This is a genomic window from Streptomyces racemochromogenes, assembly GCF_044129415.1.
Taxonomy (GTDB): domain Bacteria; phylum Actinomycetota; class Actinomycetes; order Streptomycetales; family Streptomycetaceae; genus Streptomyces; species Streptomyces racemochromogenes_A.
The window spans coordinates 1-18963 of sequence record NZ_JBBDHD010000126.1; the positions used below are offsets into that span (position 1 = coordinate 1).

At 75.2% G+C, this 18963-nt stretch carries 16 protein-coding genes; 13 read left to right on the forward strand and 3 right to left on the reverse strand.

Annotation, left to right across the window (positions count from 1 at the left end; translation table 11 throughout):
- Positions 1 to 96 precede the first annotated feature (96 nt).
- The gene (locus WDV06_RS30650) at positions 97 to 507 is read right to left on the reverse strand and encodes a peptidase inhibitor family I36 protein (protein WP_395513063.1); all 411 of its coding nucleotides are present in this window, start codon (positions 505 to 507) and stop codon (positions 97 to 99) included.
- Positions 500 to 1468, reverse strand: a complete 969-nt coding sequence (locus tag WDV06_RS30655; RefSeq protein ID WP_395513064.1) for a hypothetical protein — start codon at positions 1466 to 1468, stop codon at positions 500 to 502. Before WDV06_RS30655 ends, WDV06_RS30650 begins: the two co-directional genes overlap by 8 nt.
- A 176-nt stretch (positions 1469 to 1644) precedes the next feature.
- On the opposite strand from WDV06_RS30655, the gene WDV06_RS30660 reads away from it, so the two are divergent.
- The 4 genes from WDV06_RS30660 to WDV06_RS30675 all read left to right on the forward strand — a co-directional run bounded on the left by WDV06_RS30660 (position 1645) and on the right by WDV06_RS30675 (position 8040).
- Positions 1645 to 4935 (forward strand): nSTAND1 domain-containing NTPase, encoded by a 3291-nt coding sequence (locus WDV06_RS30660; protein ID WP_395513065.1) that lies wholly within the window; start codon positions 1645 to 1647, stop codon positions 4933 to 4935.
- Positions 4936 to 4968: 33 nt separating this feature from the next.
- Positions 4969 to 5940 carry an isopenicillin N synthase family dioxygenase gene (locus tag WDV06_RS30665; RefSeq protein ID WP_395513066.1) on the forward strand — a complete coding sequence of 324 codons (972 nt, stop codon included), beginning with the start codon at positions 4969 to 4971 and terminating at the stop codon, positions 5938 to 5940.
- Positions 5941 to 6007: 67 nt separating this feature from the next.
- Positions 6008 to 6541, forward strand: a complete 534-nt coding sequence (locus tag WDV06_RS30670; protein ID WP_395513067.1) for a GNAT family N-acetyltransferase — start codon at positions 6008 to 6010, stop codon at positions 6539 to 6541.
- A 137-nt stretch (positions 6542 to 6678) separates the two neighbouring features.
- Positions 6679 to 8040 (forward strand): FAD-dependent oxidoreductase, encoded by a 1362-nt coding sequence (locus WDV06_RS30675; RefSeq protein WP_395513068.1) that lies wholly within the window; start codon positions 6679 to 6681, stop codon positions 8038 to 8040.
- A gap of 51 nt (positions 8041 to 8091) precedes the next feature.
- Here WDV06_RS30675 and WDV06_RS30680 read toward each other — a convergent pair whose 3' ends face one another.
- Positions 8092 to 8553, reverse strand: coding sequence for a hypothetical protein (locus tag WDV06_RS30680; RefSeq protein ID WP_395513069.1), 462 nt, complete (start codon positions 8551 to 8553; stop codon positions 8092 to 8094).
- A 218-nt stretch (positions 8554 to 8771) separates the two neighbouring features.
- On the opposite strand from WDV06_RS30680, the gene WDV06_RS30685 reads away from it, so the two are divergent.
- From WDV06_RS30685 to WDV06_RS30725, 9 genes are all read left to right on the forward strand, one after another.
- Positions 8772 to 9434, forward strand: coding sequence for an NADPH-dependent F420 reductase (locus WDV06_RS30685; protein WP_395513070.1), 663 nt, complete (start codon positions 8772 to 8774; stop codon positions 9432 to 9434).
- 106 nt (positions 9435 to 9540) lie between these two features.
- A complete protein-coding gene (locus tag WDV06_RS30690) occupies positions 9541 to 10965 on the forward strand; it encodes a VWA domain-containing protein (protein WP_395513076.1) in 1425 nt (474 codons plus the stop codon).
- Between the two features lie 117 nt (positions 10966 to 11082).
- A complete protein-coding gene (locus tag WDV06_RS30695; RefSeq protein ID WP_395513077.1) occupies positions 11083 to 12858 on the forward strand; it encodes a glycosyl hydrolase family 18 protein in 1776 nt (591 codons plus the stop codon).
- Between the two features lie 68 nt (positions 12859 to 12926).
- Positions 12927 to 13523 (forward strand): HutD/Ves family protein, encoded by a 597-nt coding sequence (locus WDV06_RS30700; protein WP_395513071.1) that lies wholly within the window; start codon positions 12927 to 12929, stop codon positions 13521 to 13523.
- A 77-nt stretch (positions 13524 to 13600) separates the two neighbouring features.
- The gene (locus tag WDV06_RS30705; protein WP_395513072.1) at positions 13601 to 14362 is read left to right on the forward strand and encodes a carbonic anhydrase; all 762 of its coding nucleotides are present in this window, start codon (positions 13601 to 13603) and stop codon (positions 14360 to 14362) included.
- A 140-nt stretch (positions 14363 to 14502) separates the two neighbouring features.
- Positions 14503 to 15303 (forward strand): RNA polymerase sigma factor SigJ, encoded by an 801-nt coding sequence (gene sigJ / locus WDV06_RS30710; protein ID WP_395513078.1) that lies wholly within the window; start codon positions 14503 to 14505, stop codon positions 15301 to 15303.
- A 79-nt stretch (positions 15304 to 15382) separates the two neighbouring features.
- Entirely contained in the window at positions 15383 to 16651 is a 1269-nt protein-coding gene (locus tag WDV06_RS30715) for an SGNH/GDSL hydrolase family protein (protein WP_395513073.1), read from the forward strand.
- 147 nt (positions 16652 to 16798) lie between these two features.
- The gene (locus WDV06_RS30720) at positions 16799 to 17758 is read left to right on the forward strand and encodes a PLP-dependent cysteine synthase family protein (RefSeq protein ID WP_395513074.1); all 960 of its coding nucleotides are present in this window, start codon (positions 16799 to 16801) and stop codon (positions 17756 to 17758) included.
- Between the two features lie 116 nt (positions 17759 to 17874).
- Positions 17875 to 18963 (forward strand): ATP-grasp domain-containing protein (locus tag WDV06_RS30725; RefSeq protein ID WP_395513075.1); only part of this gene is annotated, 1089 nt, incomplete at its 3' end.

Sequence of the window (18963 nt, forward strand, 5' to 3'; positions counted from 1 at the left end):
CCCCACCGCCCCCCGCGGGGGGGGCGCCCCCCCCCCCGCGGCGCCCCCCCCCCCCCGCGGGGGGGGGGGGGGCGGGCCGGGCCTGGCGGTCACGGGTCAGAAGCCGCAGTTCGTGACCCACTTGTGGGAGGAGATGCGGTCGTTCCACTCCCACGGGATGTTCCCCGCGGAGCCGTTCGGGGCACAGGTGGAGGCCCCGCCGTAGTTGATGTCCTCGTAGACCCGGACGTCGCCCAGCGCGCCCGAGTAGCCGTTGTTCCACCAGGAGGAGGCCCGGTCGTTCATGTTGTAGTCGTTGCCGGCGCCACAGGTGCGCCAGTCGGCGTCGTTGCCGCTCCAGCCGCAGGCCGGACCGCCCCGGTTGGTGTCCGCCCAGACCCAGTAGTTGCCGTCGGCGGCCACGCCGGCCGGGTCCGCCGGGGCGGCGGTGGCGGTCAGGGCGCCGGGGAAGGCCAGCAGGGGCAGCGCGAGCGCGCAGGCCAGCATCGTCGTGCGGAACTTAACCACGGGAACCTCCGGAAGGTGTCGGTCGGTCGTACTGGGACACGACGCGCTCCGCGAGCGGGAGCGCGGCGTTCTGGAGCCGGTGGGCGAGGGTGATGTCCTCGCGGTGGCGCGCGCGGACCTCCTCCCCGTAGTCCCGGTCCAGAGCTCGGGAGACCCGGCCCAGCGGGGTGCTGGTCGCGCAGGTCGCTTCGGTGACCGCGAGGGCCGTCTCGGCTGCGTCGGCCCGCTCGGGCGGCAGTCCCTCGCCGAGGGAGGCCGCCGCCTGGCGGGACTCGGCGGGGGAGGCGTACGGCCGGCCCGCCTCCTTCATGCAGGCCGCCCACCGGCCGACCGCCTCCGCGTAGCGGGCGTCGCCGCGCACCCGCTCCTCCTGGACGGGGCGCAGGTTCATCGTGACGACCTTGGCGCGGAACCAGGAGGCCAGATCGCCGTAGAGGGTGCGCTGCGCCCGGGCGATGCACCCGTCGGTGCTGGCGGTCAGCGTCATGCCGGTCGGGGCGGTGGCCGACAGGCCCGTCGGGGAGGCGCCCATCAGCGCGCTGCGGGCGGCCGCGCGCTCGCGGGCCGGCAGCCGGTGGAAGTAGCGCTGGTTGGGATCGGCCGCCCGGGCCTCGGCCGCGGCCCGCTCCGCCCGGCCGCCGTAGCCGTGGGCGCGGGCCCAGGCCACGTCGTCCAGCCCGTACGGGAAGGAGCGCGCGGCCCCCTCCTCCCGGACGGGCTCCGTCACGGCGTACGCGAAGCCCCGCGCGGACATGCAGCGGCTGATCAGGATCTGCTCGGCCCGGGCCAGGACGCGGGACTGGCCGGCGGTCGGCTCCGCCCCCGAAGCCCCGGCGCGCTGCCCCGCCGAGGCTCCGGGGAGCTGCCCCTCCGGCGTGCCGGCCGCACCGCAGCCGGCCGTTGCCAGGGTCAGCGCCGCCGCCACGGCGGCCGCGGCCGGGACCGTTCGTACGCGCCTCATCCGTCCGGACCCCCTTCGAGAGTGTGTGCGCCGCTGCCTGCCGCCCGCGGCCCGCTGTCCGGACACAGGTGTAACCGCCGGACGTTGTTCGGCGTCGGCGCCCTGGAACTGAACAAACAATTGCTGAACAATCCACCCCGGCAGGTCGAAAACGGGCCCGGGGGAAGGGGCGGCGCATGGCACGCAAGGAACGTCCGCTGGAAGGGGAGGACGGGCCCCTGCGGGAATTCGCCACCGCCCTGCGCCGGCTGCGCCACGAGGCCGGATCACCCCCGTACCGCGACATGTCCGCCCGCGCCCACTACTCCGTCGCGACCCTCTCCGGCGCCGCCGCCGGGCGGCGGCTGCCCAGCCTGGACGTGACCCTCTCCTACGTCCGCGCCTGCGGCGGGGACCCGGGGGAGTGGGAACGCCGCTGGCACGCCGCGGCGGCGGAACTGGCCGCCGCCGGATCCGGCCCGCCGGAGGCCGCCCCGACCGGGGCGGGGGCCGCGCAGGGGCTCCCGTACGTCGGTCTCGCGCCCTTCCGCACCGAGGACGCCGGCCTCTTCTTCGGCCGCGAACGGCTCGTCGAGGACCTCTTCACCGCCCTGACCCGGCACCGGGTGGTCGCCCTCGTCGGCGCCTCCGGGGCCGGCAAGTCCTCCCTCCTGCACGCCGGACTGCTGCCCCGGCTGCACGCCGACGCCCCCGCCCCCTCGGTCACCGTCCTCACCCCCGGCCCGCACCCCCTGGACCGGGCCCGGGCAGCCCTCGCCGAGGACGGCGGCGCGGGGGCCGTGGCGGCGGGCGAACGGGTGCTGGTCGTCGACCAGTTCGAGGAGGTCTTCACCGTCTGCGCCGACCCCGCCGAACGCTCCCGCTTCGTCACCGGGCTCGTCGGTGCCGCCCGGCGCCCCGGCTCCGGCCTCCGGGTGGTCCTCGGCGTCCGAGCCGACTTCTACGCCCACTGCACCCGCCACCCCGAACTCGTCGACGTGCTCCGCGAGGCCCAGGTCGTCGTCGGCCCGATGAGCGCCGCCGAACTGCGCCGGGCCGTCGTGGAACCCGCCCGCCGGGCCGGGCTCACCGTCGAGGGCGGCCTCCAGGCCACGCTCGTCGCCCACGCGCACGGCCAGGTCGGCGTCCTGCCCCTGCTCTCACACTCCCTGCTGGAGACCTGGCGCCGGCGCCGGGGCGCCGCCCTCACCCTGGACGGGTTCCACGCCGCCGGCGGCTTCGAGGGCGCCCTCGCCCAGTCCGCCGAAGCCCTGTACGACTCCCTCTCCGTGGCCCAGCAGCGCCTCGCCCGGCAGGTGTTCGTCCACCTCATCGCCCTCGGTGAGGGCACCGAGGACACCAAACGGCCGGTCGCCCGCGCGGAACTCGGCCAGGACGCCGACACCCGCACCGTCCTCGCCCGCGCGGCCGCCCTCCGCCTGCTCACCCTCGACCACGGGGCCGTCGAGCTCACCCACGAGGCGCTCATCCGGGCCTGGCCCCGGCTGCGCGGGTGGCTCGGCGACGACCGCGAACGGCTGCGCCGCCACCGGCAGCTCGCCGAGGCCGCCCGCGCCTGGGAGGCGGTGGGGCGCGACCCCGGAGCCCTGCTGCGCGGTGCCCCGCTCGCCCTGGCCCGCGAGCTCACCGCGGGCGGCGACGGCGCCGTCCTCACCGCCGGGGAAGCCCGGTTCCTGGCCGCCTGCACCGCCGCCGAGGCGGCCGCCGGGGACTCCGCCCGCCGCCGCACCCGCCGGCTGCGGCTGCTGGTCGGCGCGCTCGCCGCCCTCGTCGTGGTGGCCGCCGTCGCCACCGGCAGCGCGGTGCGCGCCGAGGACGAGGTCACCCGGCAGCGCAACGACGCGGTCGCCGTGAACCTCGCCGAGACCTCGGCCGCCGTGGCCGCCGCCGAGCCCGGCCTGGCCGTCCAGCTGGGCCTGACGGCCTACCGCCTGTCGCCCACCGCCCGGACCCGCGACGGCCTCCTGTCCGCCCTGATGACCTCGTTCTCCGCGCACGACAAGGAGGTCGTCGCGGTCGCCTACCGCCCCGACGGCCGCCAGCTCGCCACCGCGAGCGGGGACCGCACCGCCCGGCTGTGGCGGACCGGGGGGACCGGGCGTCCCACCCCGGTGGCCACCCTCACCGGGCACGGCGCCCCCCTGCGCGCCCTCGCCTACCGGCCGGACGGCCGCACCCTGGCCACCGCCGCCGCCGACGGCGGGGTCCGGCTCTGGGACGTCTCCGACCCGGCCCGCGCGGCCCTCGCGGCCGAGCTGCCCGCGCGGGAGGCGGACGTCCGCGCCCTCGCCTTCAGCCCCGACGGCCGCACCCTCGCCACCGCCGGGTCGGCCGGCGGCGTCCACCTGTGGGACATCAGCCCCGCCCCCGCCACCCCGGGGCCTTCCGACGCCTGGGCCGCCGACAGGCCCTCCGGCGCCTCGGCCGCCGACAGGCCCTCCGGCGCCTGGGCCGCCGACGGGGCCTCCGGCACCTCCGCCACCGGCGGCCCTTCCGGTGCCTGGGCCGCCGACGGGCCTTCCGGCGCCTCGGCTGCCGGTGGAACCAGCGCGCCCACGCGACTCGGCGGTCCCGGGGCGCCCACCGGCCCCAGGGCCCCGTCGGGCCCCACGGCACCCACCGGCCTCACGGCCCCGGCCGGCCCCACGGCGCCCACCGGCCCCGCGGGTCCGGCCTCGGCCGCCGCCGGGACCCCCGCCGTCGGGCCCGGCGCGCCCGACGGCGCCACCGCCACCGCGGGGGCCTCCGGCGCCGGCGGACCCCGGGCCGCCCCCGAGGCCCCCGCCCCCCGGGTCGCCGAGGCCGGCGTGGTCACCGGGCACCGGGACACCGTCCGCGCGGTGGCCTTCAGTCCCGACGGGCGGGTCCTCGCCACCGGCGGGGAGGACGCAACCGTCCGGCTGACCGACGTGAGCGACCGCGCCCGCCCCGCCCCGCTCGCGGTGCTGGGGGGCCACGACCCCGCCGCCTTCTCCGTCGCCTTCGCCCCCGACGGCCGCACCCTGGCCACCGCCTCCGGCGGCCGTACCCCCGTCCGGCTGTGGGACCTGGCCGATCCGCACCGGCCCGCGCCGCTCGCGACCCTGACCGGGCACACCGACGTCGTCGGCGCGGTGGCCTTCAGCCCCGACGGCCGCTCCCTCGCCAGCGCGAGCGACGACCGCACGGTCCGGCTGTGGGGCGTGGTCCGCGGCGCCCGCCCCGCCGCGCTCGTCACCCTGACCGGGCACGTCACCGCCGTCGGCTCCGTCGCCTTCAGTCCCGACGGCGCGGTGCTCGCCTCCGGGGGCTACGACACCACCCTCCGGCTGGCCGACACCGGCCTCGACCGGGCCCTCGCCGGGGCCTGCGCGCACACCGGCCCGCGGATCACCCGCGCGCAGTGGGCCTCGTACATGCCCTATCTGGACTACTCGCCGCCGTGCAGCGGCCTCGAACGCCCCCCGAGCCCCGACCCCGCCCCCTGACGTCGTGACACCCCTCCCGGAAGGCAGGTCCCCATGGACAGTTCCCGTTCGCAGGTCCCCGTCATCGATCTCGGAGCGTGGCGCTCCGGCACCGCCGCCACCCGCGCCCGGATCGCGGGCCGGGTGGACGAGGCCCTCCAGGCGGCCGGCTTCCTGCTGGTCACCGGGCACGGCGTGGACCCGTCCCTGCCGGCCCGGATCCGGGAGGCGGCCCGCTCCTTCTTCCGGCTGCCGCCCGAGGTCAAACAGCCGTACGCGGTCGGTGTCGGCGGACACGGCTGGCTCGGACCGGGCGCCGAGGCGAACGCCTACGCCGAGGGGACGCCCTCGCCGCCGGACCTCAAGGAGTCCTGGTCCTTCGCGGCCGACGAGCCGACCGGCGTGCCCTCGGTGGACGCCGAATGGTTCCGGCCGAACGCCTGGCCCGCCGAGGTACCGGGCCTGCGGGAGCCGGTGACCGCGTACCTGGCGGCCATGCGGGCCCTCTCCGACGAGCTGCTGGAGCTGCTCGCGGTGGCGCTGGCCCAGCCCGAGGACCTCTTCACCCGCCACACCGGCCACCCCACCTGGGGGTTCAACCTCAACTGGTACCCGGGTGCCGAGACCGTCGGGGACCCCCTGCCCGGACAGTTCCGCATCGGTCCGCACACGGACTTCGGCACGGTCACCGTCCTGGACCGCGAGCCGGGCGCGGGCGGCCTCCAGATCCACACCGACGCCGACGGCTGGCAGGACGCCCCCTGGGACCCGGCCGCGCTCACCGTCAACATCGGCGACCTGCTGGCCCGCTGGACCGGCGACCGCTGGCGCGCGGGCCGCCACCGGGTCCTGCCGCCGCCCGCGCACGCCCCGGCGGAGGAGCTCGTGTCGCTGGTCTACTTCTACGAGTGCGACGCCCACACCCGCGTCGAGCCGCTGCCCGCCCCGGTCGGCCGGGTGGCGCACGAGCCGGTGGACTCGCACGCCTACCTGCGCGCGAAGCTGGACCAGATCAGCGTCGCCTGACGCCCCCCGGCGCCGGGCGCCCGGCCCCGATTACCCCCGGCCGGGCCGGGTTCGGCAGGATGTGGGCATGACCGAGATCCGCACCCCCCGCCTGCTCCTGCGCCGCTGGACCGACGACGACCTCGTACCCCTCTCGGAGATCACCTCGGACCCGGACGTGATGCGCTGGATCGGCGATGGTTCCGTGCTCGACATCGACGGGACCGCCGAGGCCATCGAGCTGTGGGAGGAGGAGTGGGACGACGAGGGCTTCGGCGTCTTCGCCGTCGAGCTCCTCGCCTCCGGAGAGCTGATCGGGGCCGTCGGGCTGTCCGCCGCCGACGAGCTCCCCGAGACGCGGCACCAGGTGCAGGTCGTCTGGCGCCTCGGCCGGCCCTTCTGGGGCCAGGGCTACGCCTCCGAAGCGGCCCAGGCCGTCCTGGAGTTCGCCCTCCAGGACCGCGGGCTCGACCGGGTCGTCGCCGTCAACCGGGTCGGCAACGAGGAGTCCGCCAACGTGCTCCGCAAGCTCGGCATGGAGCGGGAGGGCGACGCCGTCGACCCCGTCAGCGGAGCCCCCGTCACCCTCCACGGCATCGACCTCACCGAGTACACCGCCTGAATCCGCCAGAAGCGGGGCTTTGGCTTGCCATAAGATTGTCTTATGGGGGTATAAGCGGGAGGCGGGTACGGGGTTAGGGTGGCCTTAGTTTAGGGTTTCCTTGATCAGTCAGATTGTCGGTCGAAGGGAACCCATTCATGCCTCGCCCTCTGCGGGTAGCAATCGTCGGTGCCGGCCCCGCCGGGATCTACGCGGCCGACGCGCTGCTGAAGTCCGAGGCGGCCGCCGACCCCGGCGTCTCCATCGACGTCTTCGAGCGCATGCCCGCCCCCTTCGGCCTGATCCGCTACGGGGTCGCCCCCGACCACCCCCGCATCAAGGGCATCATCACCGCCCTGCACCAGGTCCTCGACAAGCCGCAGGTCCGCCTCTTCGGCAACGTCGACTACCCCGGCGACATCTCGCTGGACGAGCTGCGCTCCTTCTACGACGCCGTGATCTTCTCCACCGGCGCCACCGCCGACCGCGCCCTCGGCATCCCCGGCATCGAGCTCGACGGCTCCTACGGCGCCGCCGACTTCGTCTCCTGGTACGACGGCCACCCGGACGTGCCGCGCACCTGGCCGCTGGAGGCGGAGAAGGTCGCCGTCCTCGGTGTCGGCAACGTCGCCCTGGACGTCGCCCGCATCCTCGCCAAGACCGCCGACGAGCTCCTGCCCACCGAGATCCCGCCGAACGTCTACGACGGACTCAAGGCCAACAAGGCCCTGGAGGTCCACGTCTTCGGCCGCCGCGGCCCGGCGCAGGCGAAGTTCAGCCCGATGGAGCTGCGCGAGCTCGACCACTCGCCCAACATCGAGGTCATCGTCAACCCCGAGGACATCGACTACGACGAGGGTTCGATCGCCACCCGCCGCTCCAACAAGCAGGCGGACATGGTCGCCAAGACCCTGGAGAACTGGGCGATCCGGGACACCGGCGAGCGCCCGCACAAGCTGTTCCTGCACTTCTTCGAGTCCCCGGCCGAGATCCTCGGCGAGGACGGCAAGGTCGTCGGCCTGCGCACCGAGCGCACCGAGCTGGACGGCACGGGGAACGTCAAGGGCACCGGCCGGTTCACCACCTGGGACGTCCAGTCCGTCTACCGGGCCGTCGGCTACCTCTCCGACGAGCTGCCCAAGCTCCCCTGGGACGTCGAGTCCGGCACGGTGCCGGACGAGGGCGGCCGCGTCATCGAGGGCGGGGAGCACATGGCCTCGACGTACGTCACCGGCTGGATCCGGCGCGGGCCCATCGGCCTGATCGGCCACACCAAGGGCGACGCCAACGAGACCGTCGCCAACCTCCTCGAAGACCACGCCCTGGGGCGCCTGCTCACCCCCGCCGCCCCCGAGCCGGAGGCGGTCGAGGCCTTCCTCGCCGAGCGGCAGGTCCGCTACACCACCTGGGAGGGCTGGTACCGGCTCGACGCCGCCGAGAAGGCGCTGGGCGAGCCGCAGGGCCGCGAGCGCGTGAAGATCGTGGAGCGCGAGGAGATGCTCGGGGCCAGCGGCGCCTGAGGCATCGGACGGGGCCCGCCGGCGGCGGGCCCCGTCTCCGCGTACCCGGGGTCAGTCCCGGATCGCGGTGATCTTCCTGGTCGCCAGGTCGGCCTGGACGTGGACGGTGGTCGTGGTGCTGCCGCTCCAGGTGAGGGTGACCGCGGCGTTGGTCTTGCCCATCCCGCTGTCGACGGAGGTCACCTTCCACTTCAGCGGCACGTTCTGGGCGCGCAGCACGCCGTCGGCGTGGTTGGCCTCCTCCCACTGCCCCAGCTCCCGCCGGAGGGGCTCGGAGAGGTAGAAGGCGCGCAGCTGGTCCGCGGTCCGGCCGTCGCCGTCGTAGACCGCGTCGATGTAGGAGCCGTAGAAGTCGGCGATCCGGGTGAACGCCCCCTCCGGGCTGCCGGAGACGGACGGCGGCGCGGCGGCCGTGGCCGAGGTGCCGGAAACGAGGGCGAAGGAGAGGGCGGCCGCACCCGCGGTGGCCGCGAGTGCGACGGACGTGGTGCGCTTGGACGGGAACTGGAGCATCGGTCGGTACCTTTCCCCTGATCACGTGCTGCCGGTACGGTCCCCGGCTGCCCCGGAAGACGGTCGGTCACCGCCAAGAGGTTCTCCTTGTCCGGGAAATGGCGAGATTTCGCTCGTACGGGCGATCTGTGCGCCCGAGTCCGCGTCCGGCGGAATGCGGCGGAGCGGCCGGAGGTTGCGAGGGACGCGACATCCACTCCGCACGCACTGGAGAGCTCATGAAGATCGGCATCATCGGCGCCGGCAACATCGGCGGCAACCTCACGCGCCGGCTCACCGCCCTCGGACACGAGGTCCGCGTCGCCAACTCCCGCGGCCCGCACACGCTGACCGGCCTCGCCGAGGAGACCGGGGCCGTCCCCGTGACGGTCGCCGAGGCGGCCTGCGGCGCCGAGGTCGTCGTGGTCACCGTCCCCTTCAAGAACGTGCCCGACCTGCCCGCGGGGCTCTTCGACGGCGCCGCCGAGGGCTTCGCCGTCATCGACACCAACAACTACTACCCGCGCGAGCGCGACGGCCGCATCGCCGCCGTCGAGGACGAGGGCCTGACCGAGAGCCGCTGGACCGAACGGCAGCTGGGGCACCCGGTGGTGAAGGCCTTCAACGGCACCTACGCCGCCGACATCCTCGACCGGCCCCGCCCGGCGGGCGACCCGGACCGCATGGCGCTGCCCGTCGCCGGTGACGACGAGGCGGCGAAGAAGACCGTCCGCGCCCTGATCGACGAGCTCGGGTTCGACACCGTCGACGCGGGCGGGATCGACGACTCCTGGCGCCAGCAGCCCGCCACCCCCGTCTACGGGCTGCGCGCGGGCGTCGAGGCGGTCACCCGCGCCCTGGCCGAGGCCTCGCCCGTCCGCACGCCGGAGTTCCGCGGCTGAGCGCGCGGCGGCGGCCCGGCGCGGGGGACGGCGCTCCGGGCCGCCGCCGACCGCGTTCGGCTGCCCGCGCAGACGCCCACCGGGCAGACTGTCCGGCGTGACGACAATGAGCAAAGGTGCCAATCTGCCGGTCGGGGCGTCCTCCGTGAGAGCCGTGCTCGGCTGGTCCGCCGCACCGGGCGTGCCCGACGTGGACGCCTCCGCCCTCCTGCTGGCCGGCGGCGGACGGGTGCGCTCCGACGGCGACTTCGTCTTCTACAACCAGCCGCGGCACGCCTCCGGTGCCGTTCGCCATGTCGGCAAGCGGCCCGGCGCCGACACGCTCGACGTCGACCTGGCCGCCCTGGAGCCGGGGATCGAGCGGGTCCTGCTCTGCGCCTCCGCCGACGGCGGCCCCTTCGGGCAGGTCCCCGGACTCCACCTGCGGCTGCTCGACGCGGTGTCCGGGGCCGAGGTGGCCCACTTCGCCATGGAGGCCGGGCCGGAGACCGCCCTGATCGGCGGGGAGCTCTACCGTCGGGCCGGCGTCTGGAAGTTCCGGGCCGTGGGGCAGGGGTACGCGAGCGGGCTCGCCGGACTGGCCACGGACTACGGCATCACGGTGGACGACACCCCGCCCCCGCCGACCCGTGCGGCCGCACCGGCCCCCGCGCCCGTCGGCCCTTCCGCCCCGGCCCCCGCGCCCGTCCGGCCCGCGGCGCCCGCGCCTTCCGTCCCGGCGCCCGTCCCCGCTCCCGCCCCCGAGCCCGCCGAGGCGGTCGTACGGCTGGTCAAGGGCGAGGAGTGGCTGCCCCCGGAGATGCGCGGGCGCCTCTCGCTGCGCAAGGAGCAGGTGGCCGTCAGCCTCCGCAAGGCCGGCGCCTCCGACGTCACGGCCCGCGTCGTCCTCGTCCTCGACGCCTCCGGCTCGATGAGCACCCTCTACGCCCGCGGCACGGTGGCGGGCGTGGTGGAGCGGATGGCCGCCGTCGCCGCGCAGCTGGACGACGACGGCGAGATGCAGGCCTGGACCTTCGCCACCAACCCCGCGCGGCTGCCCGACCTGGCCGTCGGCGACCTCCCCGCGTGGCTGCGCCTGCACGTGCGCGTCGGCCAGATGAGTCTCTTCGGCAGAAGGAAACCGGCCCGGGGCCTGCTCCCCGGCCAGGTCGACATGCGGCAGGTGGGCTTCCAGAACGAGGAGCAGAAGGTCATCGCCGAGGTGCGCGCCTTCGTACGGGCCCACCCGGTGCCCGCGCCCACCCTCGTCCTGTTCTTCTCCGACGGCGGGGTCTACCGCAACGCCGAGATCGAGCGGGAGCTGCGGGAAGCCGTCGAGGAGCCGGTGTTCTGGCAGTTCGTCGGCCTCGGCCGGGCCGGGTTCGGGGTGCTGGAGCGCTTCGACACCATGCCCGGCCGCCGGGTCGACAACGTCGGCTTCTTCGCCGTCGACGACATCGACCGGATCTCGGACCCCGACCTGTACGACCGGCTCCTGTCGGAGTTCCCCTCCTGGATCCGCGCCGCCCGGCAGGCGGGCATCCTGCGCTGAACCCCCCGGCTCCCGGCGGGGCGCGGATCGGCCGGCCCCCTTGACCCGAACCTGGTCCAGACCAATCATGAGGCGTCCGCCCGTTCGCTCGCGCCCCACCGGGAGCCTTCGTTGAGACTGCGTCCGCATGCCCTCCGCCGCTTGGCGGCGGCCTGCGCCACCCTCGCCACCTCCGCCGGACTGCTCGCCGCCGCCGGCGCCGGGCCCGCCACGGCGGCCACCCCCTACGCGGCCACCCCGCTGCCCGCGCACGTCTTCGCCCCCTACTTCGAGGCCTACTCCTCCGACAGCCCCGCCGACCTCGCGCAGAAGTCCGGCGCGAAGTACCTGACGATGGCCTTCGTGCAGACCGAGGCCAAGGGCTCCTGCACCCCGTACTGGAACGGCTCCACCGGACAGCCCGTCGCCGACTCCGTCTTCGGCGCCGACTTCGCCGCGATCCGCGCGCGCGGCGGCGACGTCATCCCCTCCTTCGGCGGCTACGCGGCCGACAGCGGGGGCACCGAGATCGCCGACAGCTGCACCAGCGTCGACTCGATCGCCGCCGCCTACCAGAAGCTCGTCACCACCTACGACGTCAGCCGCCTCGACATGGACATCGAGGACAAGTCCCTGACCGACAAGGCCGGTGTCGACCGCCGCAACCAGGCGATCAAGAAGCTCCAGGACTGGGCCGCCGCCTCCGGGCGCCCCCTCCAGATCTCCTACACCCTCCCCACCACCACGAGCGGACTCGCGAGCAGCGGACTGGCGGTCCTCAAGAGCGCCAAGGCCGCCGGAGCCCGGGTCGACGTGGTGAACCTGATGACCTTCGACTACTACGACGGCGCCGCCCACGACATGGCCGCCGACACCCGCACCGCCGCCACGGGCCTCTACGACCAGCTGGCCGCCCTCTACCCGGACCGGACCCCGGCCCGGCTCTGGGGCATGATCGGCGTCACCGAGATGCCCGGCATCGACGACTACGGGGCCGCCGAGACCTTCACCACCGCCAACGCCACGGCGGTCCGCGACTGGGCGGTCTCCAAGGGGATCAACACCCTCTCCTTCTGGGCCCTCCAGCGCGACAACGGCGGCTGCCCCGGCACCGGGGGCTCCGACACCTGCTCCGGCATCGCCCAGGACCCCTGGTACTTCACCCACACCTTCGCCCCGTTCACCGGCGGCGGACCGGCCGCCGACGACTTCTCGGTATCCGTGGCCCCCGGCTCCGCTTCCGTGGCCCCCGGTGCGAGCACCACCGCCACCGTCTCCACCCAGGTCACCTCCGGCGCGGCCCAGCCCCTGGCCCTGACGGTCTCCGGCGCCCCCGCCGGGGTCACGGCCACCCTCGCCCCCGACTCCGTCACCGCCGGCGCCACCGCCCGGCTCACGGTCGCGGCCTCGGCCAACGCAACGCCCGGCACCTATCCGCTCACCGTCACCGCCGCCGGCACGTCCCGCCACACCACCGGGTTCACCCTCACGGTCTCCGGCCCGGGCGGCGACAGCGGCGCCCTCGTCAACGGCGGTTTCGAGAGCGGCGCGCCGGCCCCCTGGACCTGCGAGAACGGCGGCTCCGTCGTCACGGCGCCGGTCCACACGGGCACATACGCCGTCCAGGGCAACCCGGACTCCGCCCACACCGGCGAATGCGCCCAGAACCTCACCCTCGCCCCCAACACCGCCTACACCCTCAGCGGCTGGGTCCAGGGCGCCTACGCCTACCTGGGCGTCCGGGGCGGCGCGAACGCCAGTACGTGGACCGGCTCCACGGGCTGGACCAGGCTGACGGTGCCCTTCACCACCGGAGCCTCCGGAACCGTCACCGTCTACCTCCACGGCTGGTACGGGCAGGGCCCCGTGCGCGGCGACGACTTCGCCGTGAGCCGGCCGCAGACGGCCGGTTAGGCTCGGACCACCGTCCGGCGGCGCAGCGCTCCGCCGGACGGTACGCACCCGAGGAGAGGAAACCCCGCATGCCCGGCCCCGCCGCCCTACGGATCCTGCGCGCCGCCGACCGTACGGCGGTGCCCTGGAAGAACGGCGGCGGGGTCACCCGCGAGATCGCCGCGGAGCCCGAGGGCGCGGGGACGGAGGACTTCGCCTGGCGGGTCAGCCTCGCCGAAGTCGCCGCCGACGGGCCCTTCTCGGAGTTCCCCGGGGTCGACCGCACCCTGACCCTCGCCGAGGGCGCCGGCATGGACCTCACGGTCGCGGGCCGGCCCCGGCGCGTCGACGAGCGGTACGCGCCCTGCGACTTCCCCGGCGACGAGCCGACCGGCTGCCGGCTGCTGGGCGGGCCCGTCGTGAACTTCAACGTGATGTACCGGCGCGGCCGGACCGCAGCGGACACCGCCGTCGTCCGGGGCGCCCTCGCCCTGGCACCCGCGCCGGACGCCGTCCTGCTGATCGTCTCCCTGGACGGACCGGCCCGCCTCGGCCATTCCGGCGGGAGCGTCGAACTCGGCCCGTACGACGCGGCCTTGCTGGAGGGTCCGACCGAGCAGTGCCGGGTGCGCGCCGCAGGCCGGACGGCCGTCGTCGCACTGCGGACGATCACCCCGCGTCATTGAGCCGGTCACCCGGCTCTTTCGGACAACCGTCCACGCCCGCTTGGGTCAAGGACGGGTAAAGCGTCATGCTGGCGCGCATGTTGTCGAACACGCGCACGTCGAACACCGTTCCGGTACGCGAGGGGGTCGCGCCCAGCCGGCGCGCCCTGCTGCGGACCGCCGTCGCCGGCACGGCCGCCGCCGGATCCGTCCTCGCCCTCGGCTCGGCCTTCCCCGCCTCCGCCGCCCCGCCCGCGCCCGGCGGCGCCGGCCGCCCCGCCACGCCCGAGCAGGCCCTGCGCGAACTGGAGGCCGGCAACCGCCGCTGGCGCACCTACCGCCAGCAGCACCCGCACGAGTCGCCCTCGACCCGGCTGCGGCTGGCCACCGCCCAGCACCCCTTCGCCGTCGTCCTCGGCTGCGTGGACTCCCGGGTCCCGCCCGAGCTCGTCTTCGACCAGGGGCTCGGCGACCTGCTCACCGTCCGCTCGGCCGGCGAGGTCCTGGACGAAGCCGTGCTCGGCAGCATCGCGTACGGGGTCCTGGAACTCGCGATCCCCCTGGTGCTGGTCCTCGGCCACCAGTCCTGCGGAGCCGTCGGCGCGGCCGTCCACGCCGACGAGACCGGCGAACGGCTCCCGTCCCACATCCAGTACCTCGCCGACCAGATACGCCCGTCCATCGACCGCACCCAGCACGGCGACGCCCGCGTCAGCGCCACCATCGACGCCCACGCACGCCGCACCCGCGACCGGCTCGCCGCCGAACCCGACCTGGCCCGCGCCGTGTCCGCCGGCGCACTCGCCGTCGCCGCCGCCCGCTACGACCTGCGCGACCAGCGCGTCCGCATCCTCACGTAGCCCCAACTCCCCGCCGCCGCAGGGCCCCCGGGCCGAGGGGGTCGCGGGGGGCCGGGCAGAATCGAGCGGTGATCACGACCGAACCCGAGACGGACCCCTTCGACGCACACCGAAGGCTCCTCTTCGCCACCGCCTACCGCATGCTGGGCACCGTCAGCGACGCCGAGGACATCGTCCAGGACGCCTGGCTCACCTGGAACAAGGCCGACCGCTCGGAGGTGCGCAACCCCAGGGCGTACCTCGTGCGCACGGTCACCAACCTCTCCCTCAACCGGCTCACCTCCGCCCGCGCGACCCGCGAGGAGTACGTCGGCCCCTGGCTACCGGAACCCCTGCTGACCTCACCCGACGTGGCGCAGGACCGCGAGCTCGCCGAGAGCGTCTCCACGGCGATGCTCGTGGTCCTGGAGACCCTCTCGCCCGTGGAGCGCGCCGTGTTCGTGCTGCGCGAGGTCTTCGGCTTCTCGCACGCGGAGATCGCCGGCTTCCTGGACCGCGAGGAGCCGGCCGTCCGTCAGATCTCCTCCCGTGCGCGCAAGCACGTCGCGGCCCGCCGGCCCCGCTTCGACACGGACACCGCCCAGCGCGAGCGCGTCACCGAGCGCTTCCTGGCCGCCTGCGCCGGCGGCGACATCAACGCCGTGCTGGAGATGCTCGCCCCCGACGTCACCGCCTGGTCGGACGGCGGCGGCAAGGTGACCGCCGCGCGCCGCCCGCTGTACGGCCCCGACCACGTGGCCCGCTGGCTCTTCGGCGTCCTCGCCAAGCCCGCCAACGCCGGAGCCGTCATCACCCCGGTCGTCATCAACGGGGAGCTCGGCGTCCTCGCCGAGCTGGGCGGCAGCCCGATCGCCGCCCTCACCTACGACCTGGAGAACGGCCTCCTGCGCAACCTCCGCATCCAGGTCAACCCGGACAAGCTCGCCGGCGTCCGCCGCTGACGCCCCGCCCCGGCGGGTGGGACGGAAAAGACCTCCGCCCCACCCGTCACATCCGCGGGGCGGCGCGGGTCAGGGTGGTGTGAACAAGAACAAGATCGCCCTCGCCGCCCCGCTCGCCGCCGCCCTCCTGGCCACGGCCGTCACCACCGCCACCCCCGCCGCCGCGGACCCGGGCCCCTGGCACAGCGCCTGGAACGCCTCCCCGCAGCCCCCCACCCACACCGACTGGTTCCCCAACTGGTCCGAGGAGGGTTTCCGCGACCAGTCCGTGCGCCAGGTGGTCCGGGCCGGAGCCCAGGGCGGCGAACTGCGCGTGCGCCTGACCAACGCCTACGGGAAGACCCCGCTGAGGCTTACCGGCGCGACCGTCGCCAAGAGCGCCGGCGGCGCCGCGGTCCGGCCGGAGACCCTGCGCCCGCTGCGCTTCTCGGGCGCCGGCCCGGTGACCGTCCCGGCCGGCGGGGAACGGGCCAGCGACGCCGTCGCGCTGCCCGTCCGGGCCTTCGAACAGCTCACCGTCACCCTCTACTTCCAGGGACCCACCGGCCCCGCCACCTTCCACAACGTCGCCATGGCCACCTCCTACCGAGCCGAAGGCGACCACCGCCGCGACGCCGCCGGAGAGGCCTTCTCCGCCCCGGGCGGCCAGAGCTCCTCCTGGTACCACCTGGCCGGGATCGACGTGTCGGACCCCGCCGCCCCCGGCCCGCGCCGGAGTGCGGTCGTCACCTTCGGGGACTCCCTCACGGACGGCTTCGGCGCCACCCCCGGCGCGGACCGCCGCTACTCCGACGCCCTCGCCGACCGCCTCGCCGACCGGGGCACGCCGCGCCCGGTCCTCAACGCGGGCATCGGCGGGAACAAGGTGCTCACCGACTCGCCCTGCTTCGGGGAGAGCGCACTGAACCGCTTCCGGCGCGACGCCCTCGGCCGGCCCGACACCGGCACCGTGCTCGTCCTGGAGGGCACCAACGACATCGTCCAGCCCGACGGCACCCAGGACCGCTGCACCACCGGCCCCCGGGTCACCGCACAGCAGATCATCGCCGGATACCGGGAGCTGATCCGCGAGGCCCACGCCCGCGGCGTCAGGATCGTGGGCGGCACGATCCCCCCGTACGGGGACTCCGGCTACTGGACCGCGCACGGCGAGGAGGTGCGGGACGAGGTCAACCGGTGGATCCGCACCGGCGGCGCGTACGACGCCGTCGTGGACTTCGACCGCGCCGTCGCCGACCCGCAGGACCCGCGCAGGCTCAAGACCGAACTCGCCTTCGCGGACCGCCTCCACCTCAACGACGCCGGCTACCGGGCGTTGGCGGACGCCGTGGACCTCAACACCCTCTAGGGAGTGGCAGCGGCACGCCGGTCACGGCCGTGCGTGGCGCGCGAACGGGGCTCAAGCCGCCTTCGAGCCGGGCACCAACCGCGCACCACCCCGGCTGTCTACCTTTCGAAAGACCGACCGCACGTCCAGCACCAAAGGGGGAGCCACGTGAACAACGCGCTCACCACCGGCCGCATCGCGTCATCGTTCGAGGATCTCGTCGGCGACACACCGCTGCTCCAGCTCCGGCTCGACGGCCTGCCCGACACCGCCCGGGTCCTGGCCAAGCTGGAGGCGGCCAACCCGCTGTCCAGCATCAAGGACCGGGCCGCGCTCTTCATGCTGCGGGCCGCGGAGGAGTCGGGCGCGCTCCTGCCCGGAGCCACCGTCATCGAGTCGACCTCCGGCAACACCGGCATCGCCCTGGCCGCGCTCGCCGCCTCCCGCGGCTACCGCTGTCTGATCGTCCTGCCCTCCAACGCCTCGCGCGAACGCGTCCTGACCCTGCGCATGCTGGGCGCCGAGGTCGAGTTCACCGACCACGCCCTCGGCTTCCGGGCCTGCGTCGACCGGGCCGAAGAACTGCACGCGGCGATGCCCGGTTCCTGGTACGCCCGCCAGCACGAGAACCCCGACAACGTCCGCGCCCACTACACGACGACCGGCCCCGAGATCTGGCGCGACGCCGGCGGCCGCGTCGACTACCTGGTGTGCGGGATCGGGACCGGCGGCACCCTCACCGGCACCGCCCGCTACCTGCGCGAGCGCAACCCCGACCTCAGGGTGGTCGCCGTCGAGCCCGCCGGCTCCGCGCTCCTCTCCGGCGGCGAGCCCGGCCCCCACCGCGTCCCCGGCCTCAACGGCGGCTTCATCAGCCCCGTCACCGACGTGCACCTCATCGACGAGGTGATCGCGGTCGAGGACGAGGACGCCGCGGCGACCACGCGTGCCATCGCCGCGAGCTCCGGACTCCTCGTCGGGATCTCCGCGGGCGCGGCCGCCTACGGCTGCCTGGAACTCGCCCGCCGTCACGACCTGTCCGACACGGTCGTGGCGACCGTGTTCCCCGACAGCGGTGAGCGCTACCTCAGCTGGTGGCCGGAGGCCGGCTCCGACGACCGGCACTGAACGCGAACCGGGCCCCGCACCACGGCGGTCCCGGCCCGTCCCCTCCCTCCCCACCCCCACGACTGCCCGAGTACGAGCCTGAAATTCCCTGCCGCCGCAGGGGGAGAAGAGAGCGAATGAACCCCGAGCGCACCCTGCTGCTCGTCGGTGGAACCGACGAGACCGTGCAGAAGGCCCATGACCTGGGGCTGAACGTGCTGCTCCTCCAGCACCCGACCAAGGTGAGCGAGGCGCAGAACCGGCTCGCCGCGGCCGTCGAGGTCGTCGACTTCACCGACTGGTCCCTGGTCGAGCCCCTGGTGCGGGCCTGGCACGAGAGCCCCGGCTTCGCCGCCGTCGTCTCCCTCACCGAGCCGGGACTGGAGAACGCGGGCCGGATCAACGACCTGTACGGGCTCGGGGGCACCGGCTACGAGGTCACCGCCCGCATCCGGGACAAGGCCGCCATGCGCCGCTACGTCGCCGAGCACGACCCGGAGCACGCGGTCGGGGCCCGCTCCCTGAAGACCCGTGAGGACCTGGACGCCTTCGGCGCCTCGTACGGGTTCCCCTTCATCGTCAAGCCCGTCGACGCCACCGCCAGCATCGGCGTCATGCGCGTGGAGGGCCCCGAGGACGCCGACCGCGTCTGGGGCGAGGTCACCCGGCTCTCCGGCACCCGCACCGACCGGGTCTCCTCCCTCTTCGTCCTCAAGGACTTCCTCATGGAGGAGTTCCTCGACGGCCCCGAGTTCAGCGTCGAGTCCTTCAGCTTCGCCGGCCGCCACGTGATCGTCACCATCACCGAGAAGTTCACCTCGGACGGCCACTTCGCCGAACTGGGCCACGCGGTCCCGGCCCGCCTCTCCGAGGCCGACGACGCGGCGATACGCGAGGGCATACGCGGCTTCCTCGACGTCATGGGCATGCGCGACGGCGTCTGCCACACCGAGGTCCGCCTCACCGCCAAGGGCCCGCGCGTCATCGAGGGCCACAACCGCATCGGCGGCGACTCCATCCCCGAGCTGGTGCTCAGCGCCTTCGGCGTCGACCTGGTCACCCTCGCCGTCGGCCACCCGTTCGGCCTGGTCGAGGAGCTGCCCGACCGGCCGCGGGGGGGGGGGGGGGGGGGGGGGGGGGGGGGGGGGGGGGGGGGGGGCCGCCCCCGCCCCCCCCCCCCCCCGCCCCCCCCCCGCCCCCCCCCCCCCCCGCCCCCCCCCCCCCCC

What these genes read in the sequence shown, in the direction of transcription:
- WDV06_RS30700 (WP_395513071.1), top strand. Translation starts at nt 12,927, where the DNA reads ATGCCCGGCCCCGCCGCCCTACGGATCCTGCGCGCCGCCGACCGTACG.
- WDV06_RS30675 (WP_395513068.1), top strand. Translation starts at nt 6,679, where the DNA reads ATGCCTCGCCCTCTGCGGGTAGCAATCGTCGGTGCCGGCCCCGCCGGG.
- WDV06_RS30655 (WP_395513064.1), bottom strand. Translation starts at nt 1,468, where the DNA reads ATGAGGCGCGTACGAACGGTCCCGGCCGCGGCCGCCGTGGCGGCGGCG.
- WDV06_RS30685 (WP_395513070.1), top strand. Translation starts at nt 8,772, where the DNA reads ATGAAGATCGGCATCATCGGCGCCGGCAACATCGGCGGCAACCTCACG.
- WDV06_RS30680 (WP_395513069.1), bottom strand. Translation starts at nt 8,553, where the DNA reads ATGCTCCAGTTCCCGTCCAAGCGCACCACGTCCGTCGCACTCGCGGCC.
- WDV06_RS30665 (WP_395513066.1), top strand. Translation starts at nt 4,969, where the DNA reads ATGGACAGTTCCCGTTCGCAGGTCCCCGTCATCGATCTCGGAGCGTGG.
- WDV06_RS30660 (WP_395513065.1), top strand. Translation starts at nt 1,645, where the DNA reads ATGGCACGCAAGGAACGTCCGCTGGAAGGGGAGGACGGGCCCCTGCGG.
- WDV06_RS30670 (WP_395513067.1), top strand. Translation starts at nt 6,008, where the DNA reads ATGACCGAGATCCGCACCCCCCGCCTGCTCCTGCGCCGCTGGACCGAC.
- sigJ (WP_395513078.1), top strand. Translation starts at nt 14,503, where the DNA reads ATGCTGGGCACCGTCAGCGACGCCGAGGACATCGTCCAGGACGCCTGG.
- WDV06_RS30705 (WP_395513072.1), top strand. Translation starts at nt 13,601, where the DNA reads ATGTTGTCGAACACGCGCACGTCGAACACCGTTCCGGTACGCGAGGGG.
- WDV06_RS30690 (WP_395513076.1), top strand. Translation starts at nt 9,541, where the DNA reads ATGAGCAAAGGTGCCAATCTGCCGGTCGGGGCGTCCTCCGTGAGAGCC.